The 18,834-nt window shown below is 67.2% G+C and carries 16 protein-coding genes and 1 pseudogene; 7 read left to right on the top strand and 10 right to left on the bottom strand.

All coding sequences use genetic code 11. The features are described from left to right. Positions 1-3: 3 nt before the first annotated feature. The 6 genes and pseudogenes from NL241_RS14435 to NL241_RS14410 all read right to left on the bottom strand — a co-directional run bounded on the left by NL241_RS14435 (position 4) and on the right by NL241_RS14410 (position 6,989). Positions 4-1,053, bottom strand: coding sequence for an ABC transporter substrate-binding protein (locus tag NL241_RS14435; protein ID WP_494397896.1), 1,050 nt, complete (start codon positions 1,051-1,053; stop codon positions 4-6). Then, positions 1,046-1,788, bottom strand: a pseudogene (locus NL241_RS14430) (ABC transporter ATP-binding protein). The gene NL241_RS14435 and the pseudogene NL241_RS14430 overlap by 8 nt, the downstream one beginning before the upstream one ends. Further along, positions 1,772-2,629, bottom strand: coding sequence for an ABC transporter permease (locus NL241_RS14425; RefSeq protein ID WP_487692464.1), 858 nt, complete (start codon positions 2,627-2,629; stop codon positions 1,772-1,774). The pseudogene NL241_RS14430 and the gene NL241_RS14425 overlap by 17 nt, the downstream one beginning before the upstream one ends. Further along, a complete protein-coding gene (locus NL241_RS14420; RefSeq protein ID WP_487692463.1) occupies positions 2,626-4,233 on the bottom strand; it encodes a rhodanese-like domain-containing protein in 1,608 nt (535 codons plus the stop codon). The genes NL241_RS14425 and NL241_RS14420 overlap by 4 nt, the downstream gene beginning before the upstream one ends. 77 nt (positions 4,234-4,310) lie before the next feature. After that, the gene (locus tag NL241_RS14415; protein WP_494397895.1) at positions 4,311-5,603 is read right to left on the bottom strand and encodes an NtaA/DmoA family FMN-dependent monooxygenase; all 1,293 of its coding nucleotides are present in this window, start codon (positions 5,601-5,603) and stop codon (positions 4,311-4,313) included. An 18-nt stretch (positions 5,604-5,621) separates the two neighbouring features. Further along, on the bottom strand, positions 5,622-6,989 hold the full coding sequence (locus NL241_RS14410; RefSeq protein ID WP_494397894.1) for an NtaA/DmoA family FMN-dependent monooxygenase: 1,368 nt from the start codon (positions 6,987-6,989) through the stop codon (positions 5,622-5,624). Between the two features lie 262 nt (positions 6,990-7,251). On the opposite strand from NL241_RS14410, the gene NL241_RS14405 reads away from it, so the two are divergent. Genes NL241_RS14405 through NL241_RS14380 form a run of 6 tightly spaced genes read left to right on the top strand, consistent with a single transcriptional unit; the run spans position 7,252 to position 15,185 of the window. Continuing rightward, positions 7,252-8,886: an ABC transporter substrate-binding protein gene (locus NL241_RS14405; RefSeq protein WP_494397893.1), complete on the top strand. Its 1,635-nt coding sequence runs from the start codon at positions 7,252-7,254 to the stop codon at positions 8,884-8,886. Continuing rightward, positions 8,883-9,914, top strand: coding sequence for an ABC transporter permease (locus NL241_RS14400; protein ID WP_494397892.1), 1,032 nt, complete (start codon positions 8,883-8,885; stop codon positions 9,912-9,914). The genes NL241_RS14405 and NL241_RS14400 overlap by 4 nt, the downstream gene beginning before the upstream one ends. 1 nt (position 9,915) lies before the next feature. Then, entirely contained in the window at positions 9,916-10,788 is an 873-nt protein-coding gene (locus tag NL241_RS14395; protein WP_487692458.1) for an ABC transporter permease, read from the top strand. Between the two features lie 11 nt (positions 10,789-10,799). Further along, positions 10,800-12,479 (top strand): nickel ABC transporter ATP-binding protein NikE, encoded by a 1,680-nt coding sequence (gene nikE, locus NL241_RS14390; protein ID WP_494397891.1) that lies wholly within the window; start codon positions 10,800-10,802, stop codon positions 12,477-12,479. Then, a complete protein-coding gene (locus tag NL241_RS14385) occupies positions 12,476-13,822 on the top strand; it encodes an NtaA/DmoA family FMN-dependent monooxygenase (protein ID WP_494397890.1) in 1,347 nt (448 codons plus the stop codon). The genes nikE and NL241_RS14385 overlap by 4 nt, the downstream gene beginning before the upstream one ends. A gap of 22 nt (positions 13,823-13,844) precedes the next feature. Next, positions 13,845-15,185, top strand: coding sequence for an NtaA/DmoA family FMN-dependent monooxygenase (locus NL241_RS14380; protein WP_494397889.1), 1,341 nt, complete (start codon positions 13,845-13,847; stop codon positions 15,183-15,185). A gap of 71 nt (positions 15,186-15,256) precedes the next feature. On the opposite strand, the gene recX is transcribed toward NL241_RS14380, so the two are convergent. The 4 genes from recX to NL241_RS14360 form a co-directional block, all read right to left on the bottom strand. Then, entirely contained in the window at positions 15,257-15,790 is a 534-nt protein-coding gene (gene recX, locus NL241_RS14375; RefSeq protein ID WP_487692454.1) for a recombination regulator RecX, read from the bottom strand. Further along, on the bottom strand, positions 15,759-16,802 hold the full coding sequence (gene recA, locus NL241_RS14370; protein WP_487692453.1) for a recombinase RecA: 1,044 nt from the start codon (positions 16,800-16,802) through the stop codon (positions 15,759-15,761). The genes recX and recA overlap by 32 nt, the downstream gene beginning before the upstream one ends. Before the next feature lie 175 nt (positions 16,803-16,977). After that, a complete protein-coding gene (locus NL241_RS14365) occupies positions 16,978-17,172 on the bottom strand; it encodes a DUF3046 domain-containing protein (RefSeq protein WP_487692452.1) in 195 nt (64 codons plus the stop codon). Positions 17,173-17,181: 9 nt separating this feature from the next. After that, positions 17,182-18,339 carry a glycosyltransferase gene (locus tag NL241_RS14360; protein WP_487692451.1) on the bottom strand — a complete coding sequence of 386 codons (1,158 nt, stop codon included), beginning with the start codon at positions 18,337-18,339 and terminating at the stop codon, positions 17,182-17,184. A gap of 41 nt (positions 18,340-18,380) precedes the next feature. Between NL241_RS14360 and NL241_RS14355 the strand changes: the two genes are divergently transcribed. Then, on the top strand, positions 18,381-18,818 hold the full coding sequence (locus NL241_RS14355) for a limonene-1,2-epoxide hydrolase family protein (protein ID WP_487692450.1): 438 nt from the start codon (positions 18,381-18,383) through the stop codon (positions 18,816-18,818). Positions 18,819-18,834 lie beyond the last annotated feature (16 nt).

Raw genomic sequence — 18,834 nt, 5'->3', positions numbered from 1 at the left:
GGGTCAGCCCTGCGGCACCGTGATCGGATCCAGGATCGGGTTGTAGGCGATGTCGATCTTGCGGTCGTTCTTGGCGCCGCCGGTTTTGACCGCCTGCGTCACCACCAACTGCTGATTGGCCAGCAGTTGCGGATCGGACAGCGCGAAGAACCGCGTGAGCTTGGCGGCCTCGAACTTGACCTTCGCCCGCTCGGGTGACTGGTTGAGCACCCGTTTGAACACATCGGTCACGGCTTCTTCGTTGTTCGGGTACCACTCGGTGTAGAAAGTGTGCAGTCTGGCGTAGAAGTCCTGCAGCGCTTCGAGTTTGGCCGGGTCGGCCAGCACATCCGGGCGTGTGATCGAGCTGCCGCCACCGGCGATGGTGTGCAGGGGCGGAGCACCGGGCAGGTACTTGGCCTGTCCGTTGTCGAGTAGTGGTTTGACTCCTTCGAAGGTGGCGATCACCGCATCCACCTCACCGGAGACGAACGCCGACGCGGCAGCCGAATTGTCGACGAACTCCGCCGGTTTGATGTCCTCCGGGGTCAGCCCGGCCTGGTAGAGCGCGACCACATAGGCCGCGTAGATGTTGCCGCCGAAGTTGTAGGCCACCGACTTGCCGCGCAGATCCTCGATGCTGTCGATTCCGCGGTCGGTGCGGACGAACAGCGACGGGTTCGGGTACTCCGACTCGGGATAGTTGGTGACCGCGATGGCCTGTATGCCCGGGGCGCCGGTCTGGTTCCAGTCCTGTGGCGCGTTGGCAAGTTCGACGGCCGCGGTGGAGGCTCCGGCAAGGCCCACGTCGATCCGCTTGGAGTACAGCGCCTGAAGTTGCTGGGCGGGACCGTTGATCACGGGGATGTCGAGTTCGTAGGGCAGATCCTCGAAAAGTCCTGAGGCTTCCAGTAATTCCGGGACATCGGCGGTCTGGGTGCCCCACACCAGCCGGGTCCCGGCACCGTCTCCTGCGGCGGAGTCGGCCCGCTGCTCGCCACCGCAGGCGCTGACGGTCAGCACGAGCGCCAGCAGCACCGCAGGCCAACGGGTTTTCCCACGACGATCAGACACTGAGCTGCTCTCCTTGGTGGTCGTGCTGTACGCCGAGCTTGGCCAGCAGCAGCGCACGCAGTTCGAGGAATCGCGCGTCGACGCGCAGTCGAGGTTTGTCGATGTCGACGCGGATATCCACGTCGATGGATCCGCCTGAAAGCACCAGGATCCGGTCGGCCAGCAGGATGGCTTCGTCGACGTCGTGGGTGACCAGCAGCACGGCAGGGCGGTGGCGGCGGACCAATTCACCCACCAGTTCCTGCATCTTGATGCGGGTCAGCGCGTCGAGTGCCGCGAACGGCTCGTCGAGCAGCAGCAGTCCGGGTTCGGTGACCAGCGCGCGGGCCAGGGCCACCCGCTGGGCTTCCCCGCCGGAGAGCGTGACCGGCCACGCATCGCCGTGGTCGCCGAGTCCGACCTCGGGAGTGCCTCGATGGCCCGGTCGCGGTGCCGTCGGGCGCGCCGCCAACCCAGAATCACGTTGCGCCACACTCGGTGTGCCGGCACCAGTCGTGGTTCCTGGAACACCACCGAGCGCGCCCGTGGCACCTTGATCTGGCCGCCGTCTGCGGTGTCGAGGCCGGCCAGGATGCGCAGCAGCGTCGTCTTACCGGTGCCCGAGGGCCCCAGAAGCGCGACGAACTCACCCTTGGCCAGGGTCAGGTCCACGCCGTCGAGGACTGCGCGGTGACCGAACACACGGCGCACCGCTTCAGCCTGCACCGCCACGGTGTCCCTATCCGATGGTGACACGGGGCCTCCAGGGCAGAGCCAGATGTTCGATGAGTCGCATCACGATGTCGACCACGATGCCCAGCAGCGCGTACACCAGGATGCCCGCGATGACGATGTCGGGGCGCTGGTTCTGATTGGCGTTGTTCAGCAGGTAGCCGATCCCCTCCCTGGCGTTGATCTGCTCGGCGAGCACCAGCGCGAGCAGGGCGACACCCGAGGCATACCGAATGCCGGTGAGCGCAGCCGGAAGCGCGGTCGGCAGGATCACCTGGGCGGCCAGCCGCCAGCCGTTGAGTCCGAAGATCTGCCCGGCTTCGATCAACTTCTTGTCGACACCACGGACACCGTGGTAGGTGTTCAGGTACACCGGGAAGACGGTGGCCGCGGCGATCAGGATGATCTTGGGTTGCTCACCGATGCCGAACCAGGTGATGAACAAGGGCACCACGGCGATGAACGGAATGGTCCGCAACATCTGCAGCGGAGCATCGAAGACCTCTTCGCCGATCTTCCACAGGCCGGCGAACAGGCCCAGCACCAGACCGATGGTCACGCCGAAGAACAGCCCGATTCCCGCCCGCTGCAATGACACCGGTAGCGCGGCCTGCAGATCGCCGTTGGACCACAGCTCGGTATAAGCGGCCAGGATCGCACTGGGCGGCGGCAGGGTGTACTCCGAGGTCCACCCCACCGTCGACGACAGCTGCCAGATCGCCAGCAGCGCAACGGGAACCAGCACCCGCAGCGACCTACCGCGCCACAGCCGCCACGCGTCGTGCCAGGCGCTGCGGGTCCCCCGTGGGCTGAGATCCTCGAGTTCCCCGGTGACGCTGGGAACGTCGAACGCGACGCTGGTCATGTGTAGGTCTTGAACGGAACGGTGTCGTCCTGTTCGAGTTCGGCCACCAGGCCCAGTTCCCACGACAGGTAGCGCCGGAAACCCGCTTTGCGCCGCTCCGGATCGGTTTCCCGCCAACCGGATGGCACCACGTCCTCGGGTTCGTGCAGCCAGCTCTCGGTTCCGGTTTCCACCGGCAGTCCCGCGGCCTGCCATGCGGCTGTGCCGCCGTCGAGCACCTGGACCGGCCGGTCGGTCACCTCGGCGAGTTCGGTGGCGGCGAATGTGGCCAGCACCGAGTCTTCCGAGGTCAGGGTGATCGGGCCGGCGCCCGGTATGGCAGACGAGGACTCGGCCAGTCGTGACCGGATGGCGAAGTGCGCACCGGGAATGTGGCCGGCGCGGTAGGAAGGACTCGGAGCGAGGTCGACAACCACCGTTTGTGGTGCGCCGCGCAGGGTTTCGACGGTGACGAGGTGGACTCCTTCGGTGGGTGCCTCCACGGCACTGACGGTCGGACCGGTCACCAGCTCCTGACCGATGAGGGCGTCCTCGACGACGAACACCTCGCCCCAGCCGATCTGGGCGATCCACGACGCGGCGACGGTGGCCCGCACGGTGTCGTTGTCGACCAGCACGATCCGGGCGTTGTGCGTGCCGACATGCCGGAACGTCCACGGCGCCACATCCCAGCTGGGCGCCGAGCTGGCATCGGCCAGGTGCCCTTGCTCATACTCCTCGGGCGTCCGCACATCGAGCACGTACAACGAGCGGGTGTCCGCCTCGGCGCGGAAGCGGTCCAGGGTGGCGGTGTCGATGCGGGTGATGTCGAAGCGCTCGGCGAATCGTGCGGCGGCCGCCTTGGCCTGCTCCAGTGCGGCTCCGGTGGGCAACGGCGCCGCCACCGAGGTGCCGTGCACCAGTTCGTGTCCTTCGAGCACCCAGGACTGGGTGCCGCCTTCCAGGGACACCACCGGGTTGGGCAGGCCACCGTTGATCAGTACCTGGGCGCCCAGGATGCTGCGGGTACGGCCGGCGCAGTTGACCACCACCAGGGTCTCGGGTGAGGTCACCACCTCAGCGGCCCGGTAGACCAGCTCCGCACCGGGGATCGAGGTGCCGCCGGGCAGGCTGTGATTCTCGAACTCGCCCAGTGGGCGGCTGTCGAGAAGGACGATGTCCTCGCCCGCCGCGACGCGCTCCCGGAACTCGGGGACACTGATGTGCGGTGTGTCGTAGACGTGTTCGATCCACTCCCCGAACGCCTGGCCGATCACGTGGTCGCCACCGGAGTGCACTTTGTGTCCCGCGTCGGCCCAGGCCCGCAATCCCCCCTCCAGGACGCGGACGTCGGTGTAGCCGAGCTCGGCCAACCGGGCAGCTGCGCGCTCGACGAGCCCGTCGTCGCCACCGTCGTACACGATCACCGGGGTGGACGTTCGCGGGACGCGGGAGCGCACCCGCAGTTCCAGGACACTGAGCGGAATGGACACGGCCAACAGGATCGAGCCCCGTGCCGCCGTCACCCCGGCCTCCCGCACGTCGATGAGGGCGTACTCGGAACCGGAGCCCACCAATTCATGAAGTTGGTCGGCGCTGATGCTCGCGGTGGCGACTGTGGTCATGCACCGAGTCTTCGACAGCAGGCCATCTCGGAACAATCGGGTTGCGCTACGGGAAAGCCCAACGCTTGCTTAAGTGTTCAGGAGAATGCCGCCCGTGCACCCTGACCGGTGTACTCACGCTTGTAGATGCCTTTACCCTGCAGCAGGGGCACCACCTGGTCGACGAAATCGGTGAGACCCCCAGGCGTGATGGCGGGGTTGATGTTGAAACCGTCCACTGCGCCCTCGGTGAACCACTGCTCGATCTGGTCGGCGACGTGTTCGGCCGAACCGACGAAACGCAGGTGTCCGTTGCCGGAGTCGGTGAGACGCAGGATGTCGCGCAGGGTGGCGCCGGCGTCGGCGTGGCTGCGCACGATCTCGTGGAAGCTGCGCTCACCGGCCAGGCTGTCCACCGGCGGCAGCCGGTGCACGGGGAACGGTTCGTCGAGACCGGTCCCGGTGAGGTCGACTTCCAGGCGTTCCTCCAGGATGCCGACGGAGCGCTCCGGTGGATTGAGGGCACTGATCTCTTCGTGCAGCGCATGGGCCTCGGCGTCGGTACTGGCCACGATGGGGATCAACCCGGGCAGTACCTTCACCGCAGGGCCGCTGCGGCCCAGTCGCTGTTGAGCGCGGTGCAGTTCCTCTCGGAACGCCCTGGATTCTGCGATGGTCCGCTGTGCGGTGTACACCGCGTCGGCGTAGGCCGCTGCCAATGCCCGGCCGGGCGCCGAGGATCCGGACTGGAACACCAGCGGGCGGTGCTGCGGTGAGCGCGGAACGTCCAGAGCCCCGTGTACGGCGAAGTGCTTGCCGCGGTGTGCGATCGGCCGGACGCTGCCGGGTTTGGACTGTACCCCGGCGCTCTTGTCGACAATCAGGGCGTCGGCGTCCCAGCTGGCCCACAGCTGGTAGAGCACCTCGAGGAACTCGTGTGCCCGCTCGTATCTCTCGTGGTGCGCCGGCAGCTCGTCCAAGCCGAAATTCCTTGCAGCGTCCGGAGATCCGGATGTGACGAGATTGACTCCGGCGCGTCCACCGCTGAGATGATCGAGTGTGGCGATCTGACGCGCGACGTTGTAGGGGTGGTTGAAGGTCGACGACAGCGTGGGAATCAAGGCGATGTGCGCCGTCGTCGGCACCAGCGCCGTCAACAGGGCAACCGGCTCGAGCGGCGAGAACAACGTCGTCCAGTCGTTGCTGCGGGCGGCAGGGGTGTTGGCCACGAACAACCCGTCGAACAGGCCACGCTCGGAGATCTGCGCGTACTCCTGGTAGTAACTCAGATCGAGCGCGCGCTCGGGGGTGGCATCAGGGTGGCGCCAGCCGCCCTGGGTGAACCCGATGGGCCGGATCACCGAATTCAGCACCAGCGCTTGATCGGACATGCGGGAGGCTCCTTGTGTTCAGAGGGGAATGGGCAGTCCGAGGTGCTCACGTAACGTGGCACCGTCGTAGTCGCGACGGAACAGATCACGGTCGCGCAGGCGCGGTACCACGTGCTCGACGAAATTGTGCACCCCGTCGGCCCCTTCGGTGAAGCGCAGCACGAAACCGTCTGCCGCGCCCTGGTCGAACCAGCGCTGAAACTCGTCGGCCACCTGGTCGTAGCTGCCGCAGAACCGGAAATGGGCATGACCTTGTAGATGTTCGACGATCAGCTGCCTCAGGGTGAGGCCGTTGAGCGCCAGGTCGCGGTACAGCGCCGAACGGCTGCGCCGCCGGGTCAGCGTCTCGGTATCAGGCAGCGCCGCAATGCGTTCGGCGGGTACGGGCTCGTCGAGGTAGAGGTCGGTGAGGTCGATTCCCGTGCCGGAGTCCCGCTCCCGCGCGACGACGGCCCCGAATGCCAGCGCAAGACTTCGCCGCCCGGCGTCGAGATCCAGTGTGTCGATGATGGCCTGTTCACGTTCCTTGGCCTCTACCTCGGTGGCGGCCACGATCAGGAAGGCTCCCGCCAGTACCAGTGGTTTCGCGGCATCCGCGCCACGGGCCAGCGCCACGGCCCGGCGAAGGCGGGTGTTGAAGCTTCGTGCGTGCTCGACATCCGGAGACGCGGCGAAGATGGCCTCGGCGTAGCGGGCCGCGAACTGCAGACCCACCTCCGAGGCGCCGGCTTGGAACTGCACCGGCCAGCCTTGCGGTGACCGCGGGACTCCCAAAGCGCCGTCGACGCTGAGGAATTGACCGCGGTAGGCGACCCGGCCCACCTTGGCGCCGTCGATCCGTGGTGCGCCGGAAGCATCGACGGTCACCGCGTCCGGTGCCCACCCACGCCACAGCGCCTGCACGATGTCGACGAATTCGCCGGCCCGACGGTACCGGGTGTCCTGGTCGGGAAGTTCGTCGAGGCCGAACTGCCGTTCCCCGCCGAACGAAGTGACCGCGTTCCAGCCGACCCGCCCGCCGGTGAGCTGGTCCAGGGTCTGCAACTGCCGCGCCAACTGATAGGGCTGGTTGAACGTGGTGGTGGCCGTGGACACCAGACCGATCCGCGTGGTCACGGCGGCGAGCGCGGCAATGACGGCCGTCGCGTCGGCGTGCAGGTTGGTGTACACCGAGTCGGTGTCGTCGATGTCGAACAACACCGCGTCGGCCTCGAACACCGCGTCGAATTTGGCGTCCTCCAGCAGCTTCACCGCGGCGACGAGTCCGTCGACATCGTATTTACGCCGCACCGGATCGGTGTGCGACGAGAAGCTCGGGGCCAGCCCGAGTGCGTGGGCGGCGAGTTTGAGCTGCCTCGGTTGTTTTCGCTGCCTGGGTGAAGTCACTCGGTCAGGGTGCGAAAAACGGCTGTCTCCAACAAGACCGCGCAACTACCAGAATCATTCAGCAGACCTTAAACCTTGCCCACTCTTAAGTTGCGGTCAACGGTTCGCGTAGCGCGAGTTCATTGCTGGTTCCGGCAACCGCGGCCAGACTCACCACTTGTGACATGCCCATGTTGTTGTGCCCGCCGGCCCTGACCACGGATTTCCACGACAACCCCTTTCGCGCGCCCGAAGCCACGGAAGAGATGAGGACCTGACTCCGATGACCTATCACCTCGGCCGTCGCGGCTTTCTCGGCTTGAGCGCGGCGGTACTCGGCTCCGGCGTGCTCGCTGCCTGCGGGGGCGCGTCCAACGGGCCGGCGCAGCCCGGGGCCGGCCCGAGCGGACCCACGGGGGACCCGGTGCGCGGCGGGACGCTGACGTTCTCCGATACCGAGGCGGTGTCCAGTTGGCAGGCGCAGAAGCTGAGCACCTACAGCGCGGGCAACCTGACCTTCCACACCAACGTCTTCCTGCTGTACTTCGACCCGTACAAGAGGCAGCTCCAGCCCTGGGTCGCGCAGTCGTGGACCAAGAACGACGAGAACACCCGGTTCAGCTTCACCATCCGCAAGGGCATCACGTTCAGCGACGGCACCCAGCTGACCCCGGAGATCGTGGCCCAGAACTACGAGCTCTACGGCCGCGGCAACGAGAGACTGCGCGTCCCGAAACACGCTCAGGTCTCCCGCGGATTTGACCATGTGGAGGTCGACGGCGACACCGTGACGGTGGTGCTGTCGAAACCGAACCAGCAGTTCCTGATCGACACCACCCGGCTGAACTCCCCCATCCTGGGCGCCAAGACCATCGGGCTGGAGTTCGAGGAGGCGGGCCGCCCCGAAAACCACGTGGGTGCCGGTCCATTCGTGTTCAAGTCCCAGGTACCCAACCAATCCGCGGTGCTGGCCCGGCGGGCCGGATACCAGTGGGCACCCGCCGGTTCTCCCAACCAGGGTGAGGCCTACCTCGATGAGATCGTATGGAAGGTGCTGCCGGAGAGCGGGTTACGCACCGGGGCCCTGACGTCGAATCAGGTGGATGTGGCCCGTGGCATCCAGCCCTCGGATGAAGCCGCCATCCAAGCCGCCGGATACCAGTTGCTGCTGTACCGGCCTCCACTGGGCACCTCGAACTACGCGGGGCTTCGTGTGGACAACGAATTCACCCGAGACCCGCTGGTGCGGCAGGCGTTGGTGCTCGGTATCGACCGCGACGGCCTCACCCGCGATGCCTTGAGCCCGAGCTATCCCCCGCCGGTGTCGATTCTCAACGTCAACAACGCCAATGTCATCGATCTGGCTCCTGAATTCGCCTACAACCCCGGCAAGTCACGGGATCTGCTGGAGCAGGCGGGCTGGCGGCAGGGCCAGGACGGCATCCGGGCCAAGGATGGCACGCAGTTACGCCTGACCGTCCCGCAGAGCGCTCAGCAGGTCGCACTGGGACCGGCCTGGGAGTACATCGCGCAGCAGTGGCGCCAGGAACTCGGAGTGATGCTCGACGTGCGCAACGACCCGTCGTTCGCCGCCTCGGCGAACACCGACGTCACGGTGCCCATCGTGGTGAGCCGCACCTCGATCATCTCGCTCGGGCAATCTTTCGGCGGCGAGGGCAACACCGCCCTGCTGGGCTCGCCGCCCGAACTGGCCGCGCTGTACACCAGGGAGCTGGAGGCCAAGGACGACGCCGAGTTCAAAGCCGTTCAGGCCGAACAGCAGAAGGCGCTGATCAAGGGTTCCTACGTGATCGCCTACTTCGAGGAGGCGCAGACCTTCGGCGCCTCACCCGACGTGCACGTGACATTCCAGACCCAGACGTATCCGGACTTCTACAACGCCTGGAAACGAGGGTGACCGCCGTACAGGAGGTCCAGGCCACTCTGGATCGCACCCGCGAGGTTTCCACCCGGCCGGCGCGGCGCGGCTCCGCGCAACTGGCCCGTTACATCGCAGGGCGTTTGGTGCAGGCGGTGGTGGTGTTGTGGCTGGCCTACACGTTGACGTTCGTGGCGATCACACTGCTGCCGTCGAATCCCATCGATATGTTCGCCACCGACGACACCGGCGTCATCGACCCACAGACCGTCGAGCAGATGAAGCTGTACTACGGCTACGACCACGGTGTGGTGCAGCGTTACTTCATCGAGCTGAGCCACGTCGTCCGTGGCGCGCTCGGGTATTCGATGAGTACCGGCCAGACCGTCACCCACGCCATCGGCGACGCCGCCCTGCCGACCCTACGGCTGGCGGGTACCGCATTCGTGGTGGCACTGCTGATCGCCGGCGCCATCGTCGCGACGGCCTCGCTGACGAACCTGCGGTGGCTGCGGGCAGCGGTGATCGCGCTCCCGCCGCTGTTCGCCGCGGCCCCGGTGTTCTGGGTCGGGATCGTGTTGCTCAACCTGTTGTCGTTCCAACTGGGCTGGATCTCCGCTTTTCCCGACGGCACCTTCGTGTCCATCCTGGTGCCGTCGCTGGTGCTGGGTCTCCCCCTGTCTGCGTCGATCGCCCAGGTGTTGCTCAAGAGTGTCGACACCGTCCTCGACAGCGACTTCATCGATGTGGTGCGGGCCAAGGGAGCGGGCAAGCACTGGGTCTTCTGGCGCCATGTGGTGCGCAACGCGTCCGGTCCTGGACTGACGGTGGCCGGCACGGTGCTGGGCACCCTGGTGGGCGGCACCGTGGTCACCGAAACGGTGTTCGCCCGCGCCGGGATCGGCCGGGTGCTCGAGACGGCCGTCTCCCAGCAGGATGTGTCACTGGTCCAGGGCTTCATCCTGATCATCGCCGCGGTGTATGTGGTGGTGAACCTGGTGATCGACCTGCTGTATCCCGCACTCGACCGTCGTATTCTGCTGACCGCGGGCGGGGCGCGAGGCTGAGATGACCGTTGACCAGGAACTGTTGCGTCCCGCCCCCGCTGCGCCGCTGCCCGAGAGTCGATTCCGAAACAGGCTGACGCCCAGCAGTTTCGCCACCGGTGCCGCCATCGCGGTACTCGTGGTCGTCGCTCTGTGGACTGTTGTTCCCGGCTGGTTCACCCACTACGACCCCCTGGTCGGCGACGGCGCGCTGAAATTCCTGCCGCCGGGCCCCGAGCATTGGTTCGGCACGGACCGGGCGGGCCGCGACACCTACACCCGCGTGGTGCACGGCACCCGTAACACGGTGTACGGCGCCGTCATCGGCACCTCCATCGGGCTGGTGGTCGGGACCCTTCTCGGCGTCGTCGCCGGGGTGCTGCGTGGTGCCGTGGACGCGGCGCTGATGCGGGTGATCGACGTGCTGCTTGCTCTGCCGCCCTTCCTGCTGGCGCTGTGTGTGGTCGCCGCCTTCGGGCCGGGAACCACCCACGTGGCGATCGGCGTCGGCATCGCCGCCATCGCGCCGTTCGCCCGGGTGGCGCGCGGCGAGGCGCTGCGGGTGGTGCAACTGGAATACGTTGACGCCGCTCGTATCTCGGGTGCCCGCCCCGCGGCAGTGCTCTTCCGCCACGTCCTGCCGAACTCGGCGGGTCCCATCGTCGCACTGATTCCCACCGAGCTCGGCTCCACCATCCTCACCATCGCCGGGCTCGGTTTCCTCGGCTACGGTGCGCCGCCACCCACTCCCGAATGGGGCACGCTGCTGTCGGAGGGCCGGGACTACCTGGCCAACGCGTGGTGGCTGACAACCCTGCCCGGCATCGTCGTCCTGATCGCCGTACTCGCCGTTTCCCGTGCCGGACGGCTGCTCCAGCGACACTTCCGGATCTGAGCAAGGAACTGATGATGACCACCACTCTGCCCGCGGGCCACACCACCGGATCAACCGATCATGACGACACCCCGGTGCTCGAGATCACCGACCTCACCATCTCCTACCGTGGCAGCTCCCAGCCGGCGGTGCGCGAGGCGAACCTGACCATCCGGGCCGGCGAGGTGGTGGCCGTCATCGGCGAATCCGGTTCGGGGAAGTCCACATTGAGCAAGGCCGCGATCGGCCTGCTGCCCGACAGCGCACGTGTCGAACAGGGGGCGATCCGCATCGCCGGCCGCGACATCACCGGGTTGCGGGAGCGGGAGCTGGTGAAGTTGCGGGGCAAGGTGGTGGCCCTGGTGCCGCAAGACCCGGCGACGTCGTTGGACCCGGTGCAGCCGATCGGCCGGCAGATCACCGAGGTGTTCCGGTTGCATCCCGGCGGCAAGAAGTCGTCGCGCACCGAGCTGCGCGCACGGGCGGTCGAGCTGCTGACCCTGGTCGGCATCGACCATCCCGAGCAACGACTGCGGCAGTACCCGCATGAACTGTCCGGCGGTATGAAGCAGCGGGTGCTCATCGCGATGGCGTTCGGGCTGCACCCCACACTCCTGATCGCCGACGAACCCACCTCGGCGCTCGATGTCACCGTGCAGAAGCAGGTGCTCGAGGTGTTCGACCGGCTGACCGGCCAGACCGGGGTGGCGGTGCTGTTCGTGACGCACAATCTGGCCGTCGCCGCCGACCACGCCACCCGGGCCCTCGTGATGCGCAACGGCGAGGTACTCGACAGCGGCCCGGTGAACGAGCTGGTGTTCCAACCCCGGCACGACTACACCCGCGAACTCATCACCAGTGCCTTCGGTCTCGGTGACCGCCCCGCCCGCGCCGGATCGCCCGCCGCCGCCGAGACCCCGCCGGCCATCGAGGTCACCGGGTTGACCAAGACCTTCACCCACGGTCCCACCGGCAGCTTCCGCGCCGTGGACCAGGTGAGCGTGCGCGTCTCCCCCAACAGCACCTTCGCTCTGGTCGGGGAATCCGGCTCGGGCAAGTCCACCACCGCGCGCCTGATCCTCGGGCTCGCCCGCGCGGACTCGGGGCAGGTGCGTATCGGTGGCCGCGACGTCACCGCGCTGCGCGGCCGCGCCCGCCGCGAGGTGTGGCGGGAAATCCAGTTCGTGCAACAGAATCCACAGATCGCGCTGGATCCGCGGCTGACCGTAGAGCAGATCATCGAGGAGCCGCTGCGTGCGTTCCGGCTGGGTGACCGTACCGCCCGCCGGGCGCGGGTTGCGGAGTTGCTCGACCAGGTGGGGCTGTCGAGCGGCTTCGCCGACCGCAAGCCGCGGGAGTTGTCCGGCGGCCAGCAGCAACGGGTGGCAATCGCGCGCGCCCTGGCACCCCGCTCACCCATCGTGGTACTCGACGAGGCACTCTCAGCGCTCGACGTGGTGACCCAGGGGCGAATCCTCGATCTCCTCGACGAGGTACAGCGCGATCTCGACCTGACCTATCTGTTCATCTCCCACGACCTGGACCTGGTGCGATCGATCTCCGATGACGTCGCCGTGATGCGTCGCGGGCGTGTGGTGGAGACCGGGCCCACCGCGCAGATCTTCGCCGCTCCGTCTGACCCGTACACCCAGGCCCTGCTCGACGCGATTCCGGGGCGCGGGCTGCGGCGCCGGCTGGCGGGCATCGCATGAGCACCCGTCGCCTGAATCTCGGCGTTGCGATCCACGGCACCGGATCAGCCGCCCTGTCCTGGCGCTGGCCCGGAACCACGTGGAATCGGTTCGCCGACTTCGGTTTTTATCAACGGTCAGCCGAGATCGCCCGCCGAGGTGTGCTCGACGCGGTGTTCGTCTCCGATCATCCGGCGCTGTCTCGGGATTCATCGCGGGCCCCCACCCACGTCTTCGATCCCACGGTGCTGTTCGCGGCCATCGCCGGCGCAGTCCCTGATATCGGCTTCGTCCTCACCGCGTCGTCGACATACAACTCGCCGTACAACCTGGCCCGTCGCCTCGCGTCACTGGACCACATCTCCGGTGGCCGCGTCATCTGGAACGCCGTGGCCAACTTCAATCCCGACATCGCCGCCAATTTCGGCGCGGCGCCGCTGCCGAACCGCGAAGACCGCTACCGCCGCGCCGACGAATTCGTCCAGGTGGTCAAGAAACTCTGGCTCAGCTGGGACGCCCCCAGCGGCGACGTTCCGCAGGGGCCGCTGTGGGATGAGACCACCGCGCGCAAAGTCGACCATCACGGCGAGTTCTTCGATGTTGCAGGGCCGTTGAACGTGCCGATCGGGCCGCAAGGTCACCCGGTGATCGCCCAGGCCGGCGGGTCGGCGGCGGGCATCGACTTCGCCGGCAAGCACGCCGAGATCGTCTACGCCGCCCTGCTGACCAAGCAGGAGGCCTTCGACTACGGGGCCAAACTGGACGAGCGGGCCGTGGCGCACGGTCGGCCGGCGGGCAGCATCCGGCTGTTCCCCGGATTGGGTGTGGTGCTGGGCGACACCGCCGACGAGGCGCTGCGGCGGCACGAGGCCCTCAACGGCGCCGCCGGCGAAGACGCCCTGATCGCCGAGTTCATCAAACGCCACCACGCCAACAACCCCGCGTTTCCCACCCGTCTGGACCCCGACCGGCCACTGGATCCGGACTGGTTCACTCCGCGTGATGATCAGCCCCGCCCCATCGGATTCACCCAGGCGCTGGCCGATCTTGTTGCCGCCGAGGGCCTGTCCGCGCGACAGATCGTCCGGCGCACCGGCCCCGCGGGTGGGCATCGATTGTTGATCGGCACCCCGCAGCAGGTGGCCGACGACATCCTCGACTGGTGGAGTTCCGGAGCTGTCGCGGGTTTCAACGTGCACGTACCGCTGCTCCACGACGACCTGCAGCGTTTCGTCGACCAAGTGGTGCCCATCCTGCAGGCCGCCGGTGCCTACCCCCGGGAGTACGGCGAGACGACCATCCGGGACCGGTTCGCACTGCCGTACCCGCAGACCGGCGCCGCCGCCGACGCGGGCGCGGCCTGACACGACGGGGCAGGACAACAGCATGAGCATCCCAGCAGACCAACGCAGACTGTTTCTCAGCGTCGCCGTCAACAGCACCGGCTCAGCGGGTCGCTCGTGGGCTTGGCCGGGTACCGAGTGGGGCCGCTTCAGCGACTGGAACCATTACCTGCGGTCGGCGCAGCTGGCTCACGACGGCGGCTTCGACATCGTGTTCCTGTCCGATCACCCTGCGCTGCAACGCGACAACTCCTCCCGGCCGTTGCACAGCTTCGACCCCACGGTGCTGTTCACCGCGATCGCGGCGTCGGTGCCCGATATCGGGTTCTTCCTCACCGCCTCGTCGTCGTACAACTCGCCGTACAACCTTGCCCGCCGCCTGGCGACGCTGGACCACATCTCCGGCGGGCGGGTGATCTGGAATGTGGTGTCGAGCTTCAATCCCGATATCGCCGCCAACTTCAGCGCCGCGCCGTTGCCGCCGCGGGCCGACCGGTACCGCCGGGCCGATGAGTTCCTCGAGGTCGTCAAGAAGCTCTGGCTCAGTTGGGACACCCCGCACGGCGATGCACCCGCCGACACCGTCTGGGATGAGACGACCGCCCGCCGCATCGACCATCACGGCGAATTCTTCGATGTGGCAGGACCGTTGAACGTCCCGATCGGACCGCAGGGCCATCCGGTGATCGCGCAGGCCGGGGCATCACAGGCCGGCGTGGATCTGGCGGCCAAGCACGCCGACATCGTCTACGCATCGCTGCTCCACAAGCAGGCCGCCTTCGGCTACCGCGCACAGTTGCAGGAACGGGCTGCAGCCCATGGCCGCGACCCCGATGAGATACGGCTGATGCCCGGCCTCACCGTGATCACCGGCGCCACCCGCGAAGAGGCATACCGCAAGCACGAGGCACTGCACGGCCACGCGGGCGAGGAAGGACTGATCGCCGACTTCCTCAAGCGCACCGCCCTTTTCGACATCGACGCCGATCTCGACCCGGACGCACCGCTGGATCCTCAGCTGTTCGCCTACGCCGAGGACCAGTTCCGGCCCGTCGGTTTTGTACGCTCCTATGCGGAACTGGCCGCCGCCGAGTCGATCACACCGCGCGAGTTGGTGCGCCGCGTCGAGGGTGGCCACCGGCTGGCCATCGGCACCCCGCGAGATGTCGCCGACACGATCCTGGACTGGTGGGGCGACGGCGCCGTCGATGGGTTCAACATCCACATCCCCGTCCTCCCCGACGGGATCGCCGAGTTCAACCGGGATATCATGCCGCTGCTGAAATCCGCAGGCGCCGTTTCTTCCTCCTACGCCGGCGCGACCATTCGCGAACGTCTGCAGCTGCGGGACCCGCGCCGCGCACCTGCACCCGTCGGTCGATGACCCACACCGAGACGGTGCAGCCAACTCCGGCGGACACCTACGTCCGCAGAGTCAGCCACAGCTGATCACCGTCAGACCCGGCGCCGCTGTCGCTCGGCATCCAGTTCGACGCGAACCACGTCCACCGCCAGGCTCTGTCCGTAGCCGCGTCTGGCCAGCATCCCGACCAGACGTCGCATCACCTTCATGTCGTCACCATCGGCCAGCGACTCTCGACGCAGCCGGCTCTGCACCAGCTCTTCGGCACGTTGACGCTCCGCGGCGGCATCGATGTCCTCCAGCGCCGCGGAGATGATGTCATCTTCGACACCTTTTTTCCGCAACTCAGTTGCCAACGCGCGCTTACCTTTTCCAGCATGCACGCGACGAGACCGCACGTACTGTTCAGCGAAGTCGGCGTCGTCGATCAGCCCCGCAGAGGTGAGCCGGTTGAGCACCGTGGCGCTGACATCATCCGGAAAACCCCGCTCGGTGAGCTTGGTTTCCAGCTCGGCCCGGGTGCGCGCCCGCGCGGTGAGCAGACGCAGGCACAGTGACCGCGCCTGCTCCTCGCGCTTGTCGGACTGCTGCTCGTCAGAAGTCGACTGGGGCGGGCAGGACGTCATCAGCGGTCACCTCGGCGCCGATACCGAGCTTTTCCTTGATCTTCTTCTCGATCTCGTTGGCCGTGTCGGCGTTCTGCAGCAGGAAGTTGCGGGCGTTCTCCTTGCCCTGCCCCAGCTGCTCACCGTCGTAGGTGAACCAGGAACCGGACTTTCGGATGAAGCCGTGCTCGACACCCATGTCGATGAGCGAGCCTTCCCGAGAGATGCCCTTGCCGTACAGGATATCGAACTCGGCCTGCTTGAACGGCGGCGACACCTTGTTCTTGACGATCTTGACGCGGGTGCGGTTGCCCACCGCGTCGGTGCCGTCCTTGAGGGTCTCGATGCGCCGCACGTCCATACGGACCGAGGCGTAGAACTTCAATGCCTTACCGCCGGTGGTGGTCTCGGGGGAACCGAACATCACGCCGATCTTCTCGCGCAGCTGGTTGATGAAGATGGCCGTGGTGCCGGAGTTGTTGAGCGCACCGGTGATCTTGCGCAGCGCCTGGCTCATCAGGCGGGCCTGCAGACCGACGTGGCTGTCGCCCATCTCGCCTTCGATTTCTGCACGCGGCACCAGGGCGGCCACCGAGTCGATGACCAGGATGTCCAGCGCCCCGGAGCGGATCAGCATGTCGGCGATCTCGAGGGCCTGCTCACCGGTGTCGGGCTGGCTGACCAGCAGCGAATCGGTGTCGACGCCGAGCTTCTTGGCGTAGTCGGGATCGAGAGCGTGCTCGGCGTCGATGAAGGCGGCGATACCGCCGGCAGCCTGGGCGTTGGCCACCGCGTGCAGGGCCACGGTGGTCTTACCCGAGGACTCCGGGCCGTAGATCTCGATGATGCGGCCGCGGGGCAACCCGCCGATACCCAGCGCCACGTCGAGGGCGATGGATCCGGTGGGGATCACCGAAATGGGCTGACGGACCTCGTCACCGAGGCGCATCACGGAGCCCTTGCCGTGACTCTTCTCAATCTGCGCGAGTGCGAGCTCGAGGGCTTTCTCGCGGTCCGGGGCCTGTGGCGCCATGGTGATGCCTCTTTCGCTAGTCGTGTTCTCTGACCGGTGTTGGTCGGTTGCTCGTAGGCTAGAGGTGCCCTCCGACAAAAAATCCCGACAAAAATTCCGACAGAACTTCCGGCCGAACACTCACCACAGTAGACGAACAGGTGTTCGATTCAAGCGGACACGCCGTGAAGATTCATCACCACTGGTCGCGAGGCACATCAAAATCGGCGCACAGGGCGCGCCACACGTCGCGGGGCTCGACACCGTCCTCGATGGCCTGCGCGGCGGTGCGACCGCCGACATCCGCCAGCACATGGTCGACGAGCAGCGAGGCTCCGCGCACGGAGCCGAACTGCGCGTCGACCAGGTCATGGAATTCGGTCAGCCGCACTCCACCAACTTACCCAACCGCTTCCTGGCACACCTGTACCGGATCGGCGACCGCACAGGACGTCGCCCCCGCCGCCGCCGCGGCCTCCCGGTACCGGGGCGAGGTGATCACGTCGCGCACCGCAGCGGCCAGCGCTTCCCTCGTCAGAGGCCGGATCAGCCGTCCACTACCTTGTCGCACAACACGATTGGCGATCTCCCACTGATCGCCTCCGCCGGGCACCACCACCATCGGTACTCCCGCCAGCAACGTCTTGGCCACGGCACCGTGACCGCCACCGCAGATCATCAGATCGGCACGGGCCAGCAGCTCGTCCTGTCGACCCAGGCCCGCCACCGCCCACGGCGGCAGATCCAGACCCGTCCCACCCAGCCGCGACACCGCCACGCGCGCACCGTCCGGCAACACCTCACCCGGCACCAGGACGTCGATGGCCAGTTCGGCCAGCCCCTGAGTACCCGTGGTCGCCGTCGACGGGGCCACCACCACCAGCGGTCCACCGCCCTCCGGCACCGCCAACAGCTCGGTGGTCGGCTCGAAGTGCAACGGGCCCACCACCACGGCCTCCTCCGGCCAATCCGGGCGGGGCACTTCCAATGCAGGCAGAGTGGCGATCAGCCGGCGCAGCGGCCCGGGATCCTCGGCGGGCAGCCCGATCCCGGCCCGGGCCTGCGCGCGCTGCCGCAAGCCCTGTTTCCACGATTTGGCGGTCAGTGCCCGCATCAGCGTGTCCCTGGCCCGGCCCCGCAGCCCCGTTCCGGGCGCCAGCCCACTGCCGATCGGCGGCAACCCCACCGAGGGCCGGTACAGCGGATGCGGGTTGAGCTCGATCCAGGGGAGTCCGAGCAGCTCGGCGGCCATGCCCCCGCAGGCGGTGATGACATCGGAGACCACCAGGTCGAAATCGCGTAGCTGCCCGGCATTGAGGACGGCCATCCGCGCCGCGCGTTGGTGGATCTTCGCACCGGCGTCGAGATCGTCATCGGCGGGATCCGGGTCGAGCCCCAGCAGTTCGCAGGCCTCGAACCCTTCGCCACGGGCCGTGTCCAACCAGGTGACCCCGGTGAACAACGTCGGTGCATGCCCGGCCGCTACGAAACGAAGGCACAGGGCGATGGCGGGAAACGCGTGCCCGGGGTCCGGGCCGGCGACCACCGCGACACGCATCGCCCTACCCTGCCACACGGCTGATCCGTAGGCTGACCGGCATGACTGAGCAGATCACCGAAACTGCCGCCTCGAACATCGCCACCGTGGAGAAGTTCCTTACCGCACTGCGGGACAAGGACCTCGACACCGCGGACTCGCTCCTGGCCGACGATCTGGTGTACCAGAATGTCGGCTTCCCGACGATCCGGGGCCGCAGCCGGACTATCAAGCTGTTCAAGGGCATGCAACGCCCGAGCCTGGGCTTCGACGTGAAGATCCACCGCACTGCCGCCGACGGGAACACGGTGCTCAACGAGCGCACCGACGTCCTGGCGTTCGGGCCGGTCCGGCTGATCTTCTGGGTGTGCGGCGTCTTCGAGGTGCACGATGGCCGAATCACGCTGTGGCGGGACTATTTCGACAACGTCGACTTCGCCAAGGCGATCGTGCGTGGTGTCGCCGGCGTGGCGGTGCCGTCACTGCAGCGGAAGTTCTGACCTGCGCCGAAGCGCG

The sequence above is a fragment of the Mycolicibacterium sp. SMGY-1XX genome (assembly GCF_059132455.1).
This window is presented reverse-complemented; position numbering and strand designations above follow the sequence as displayed.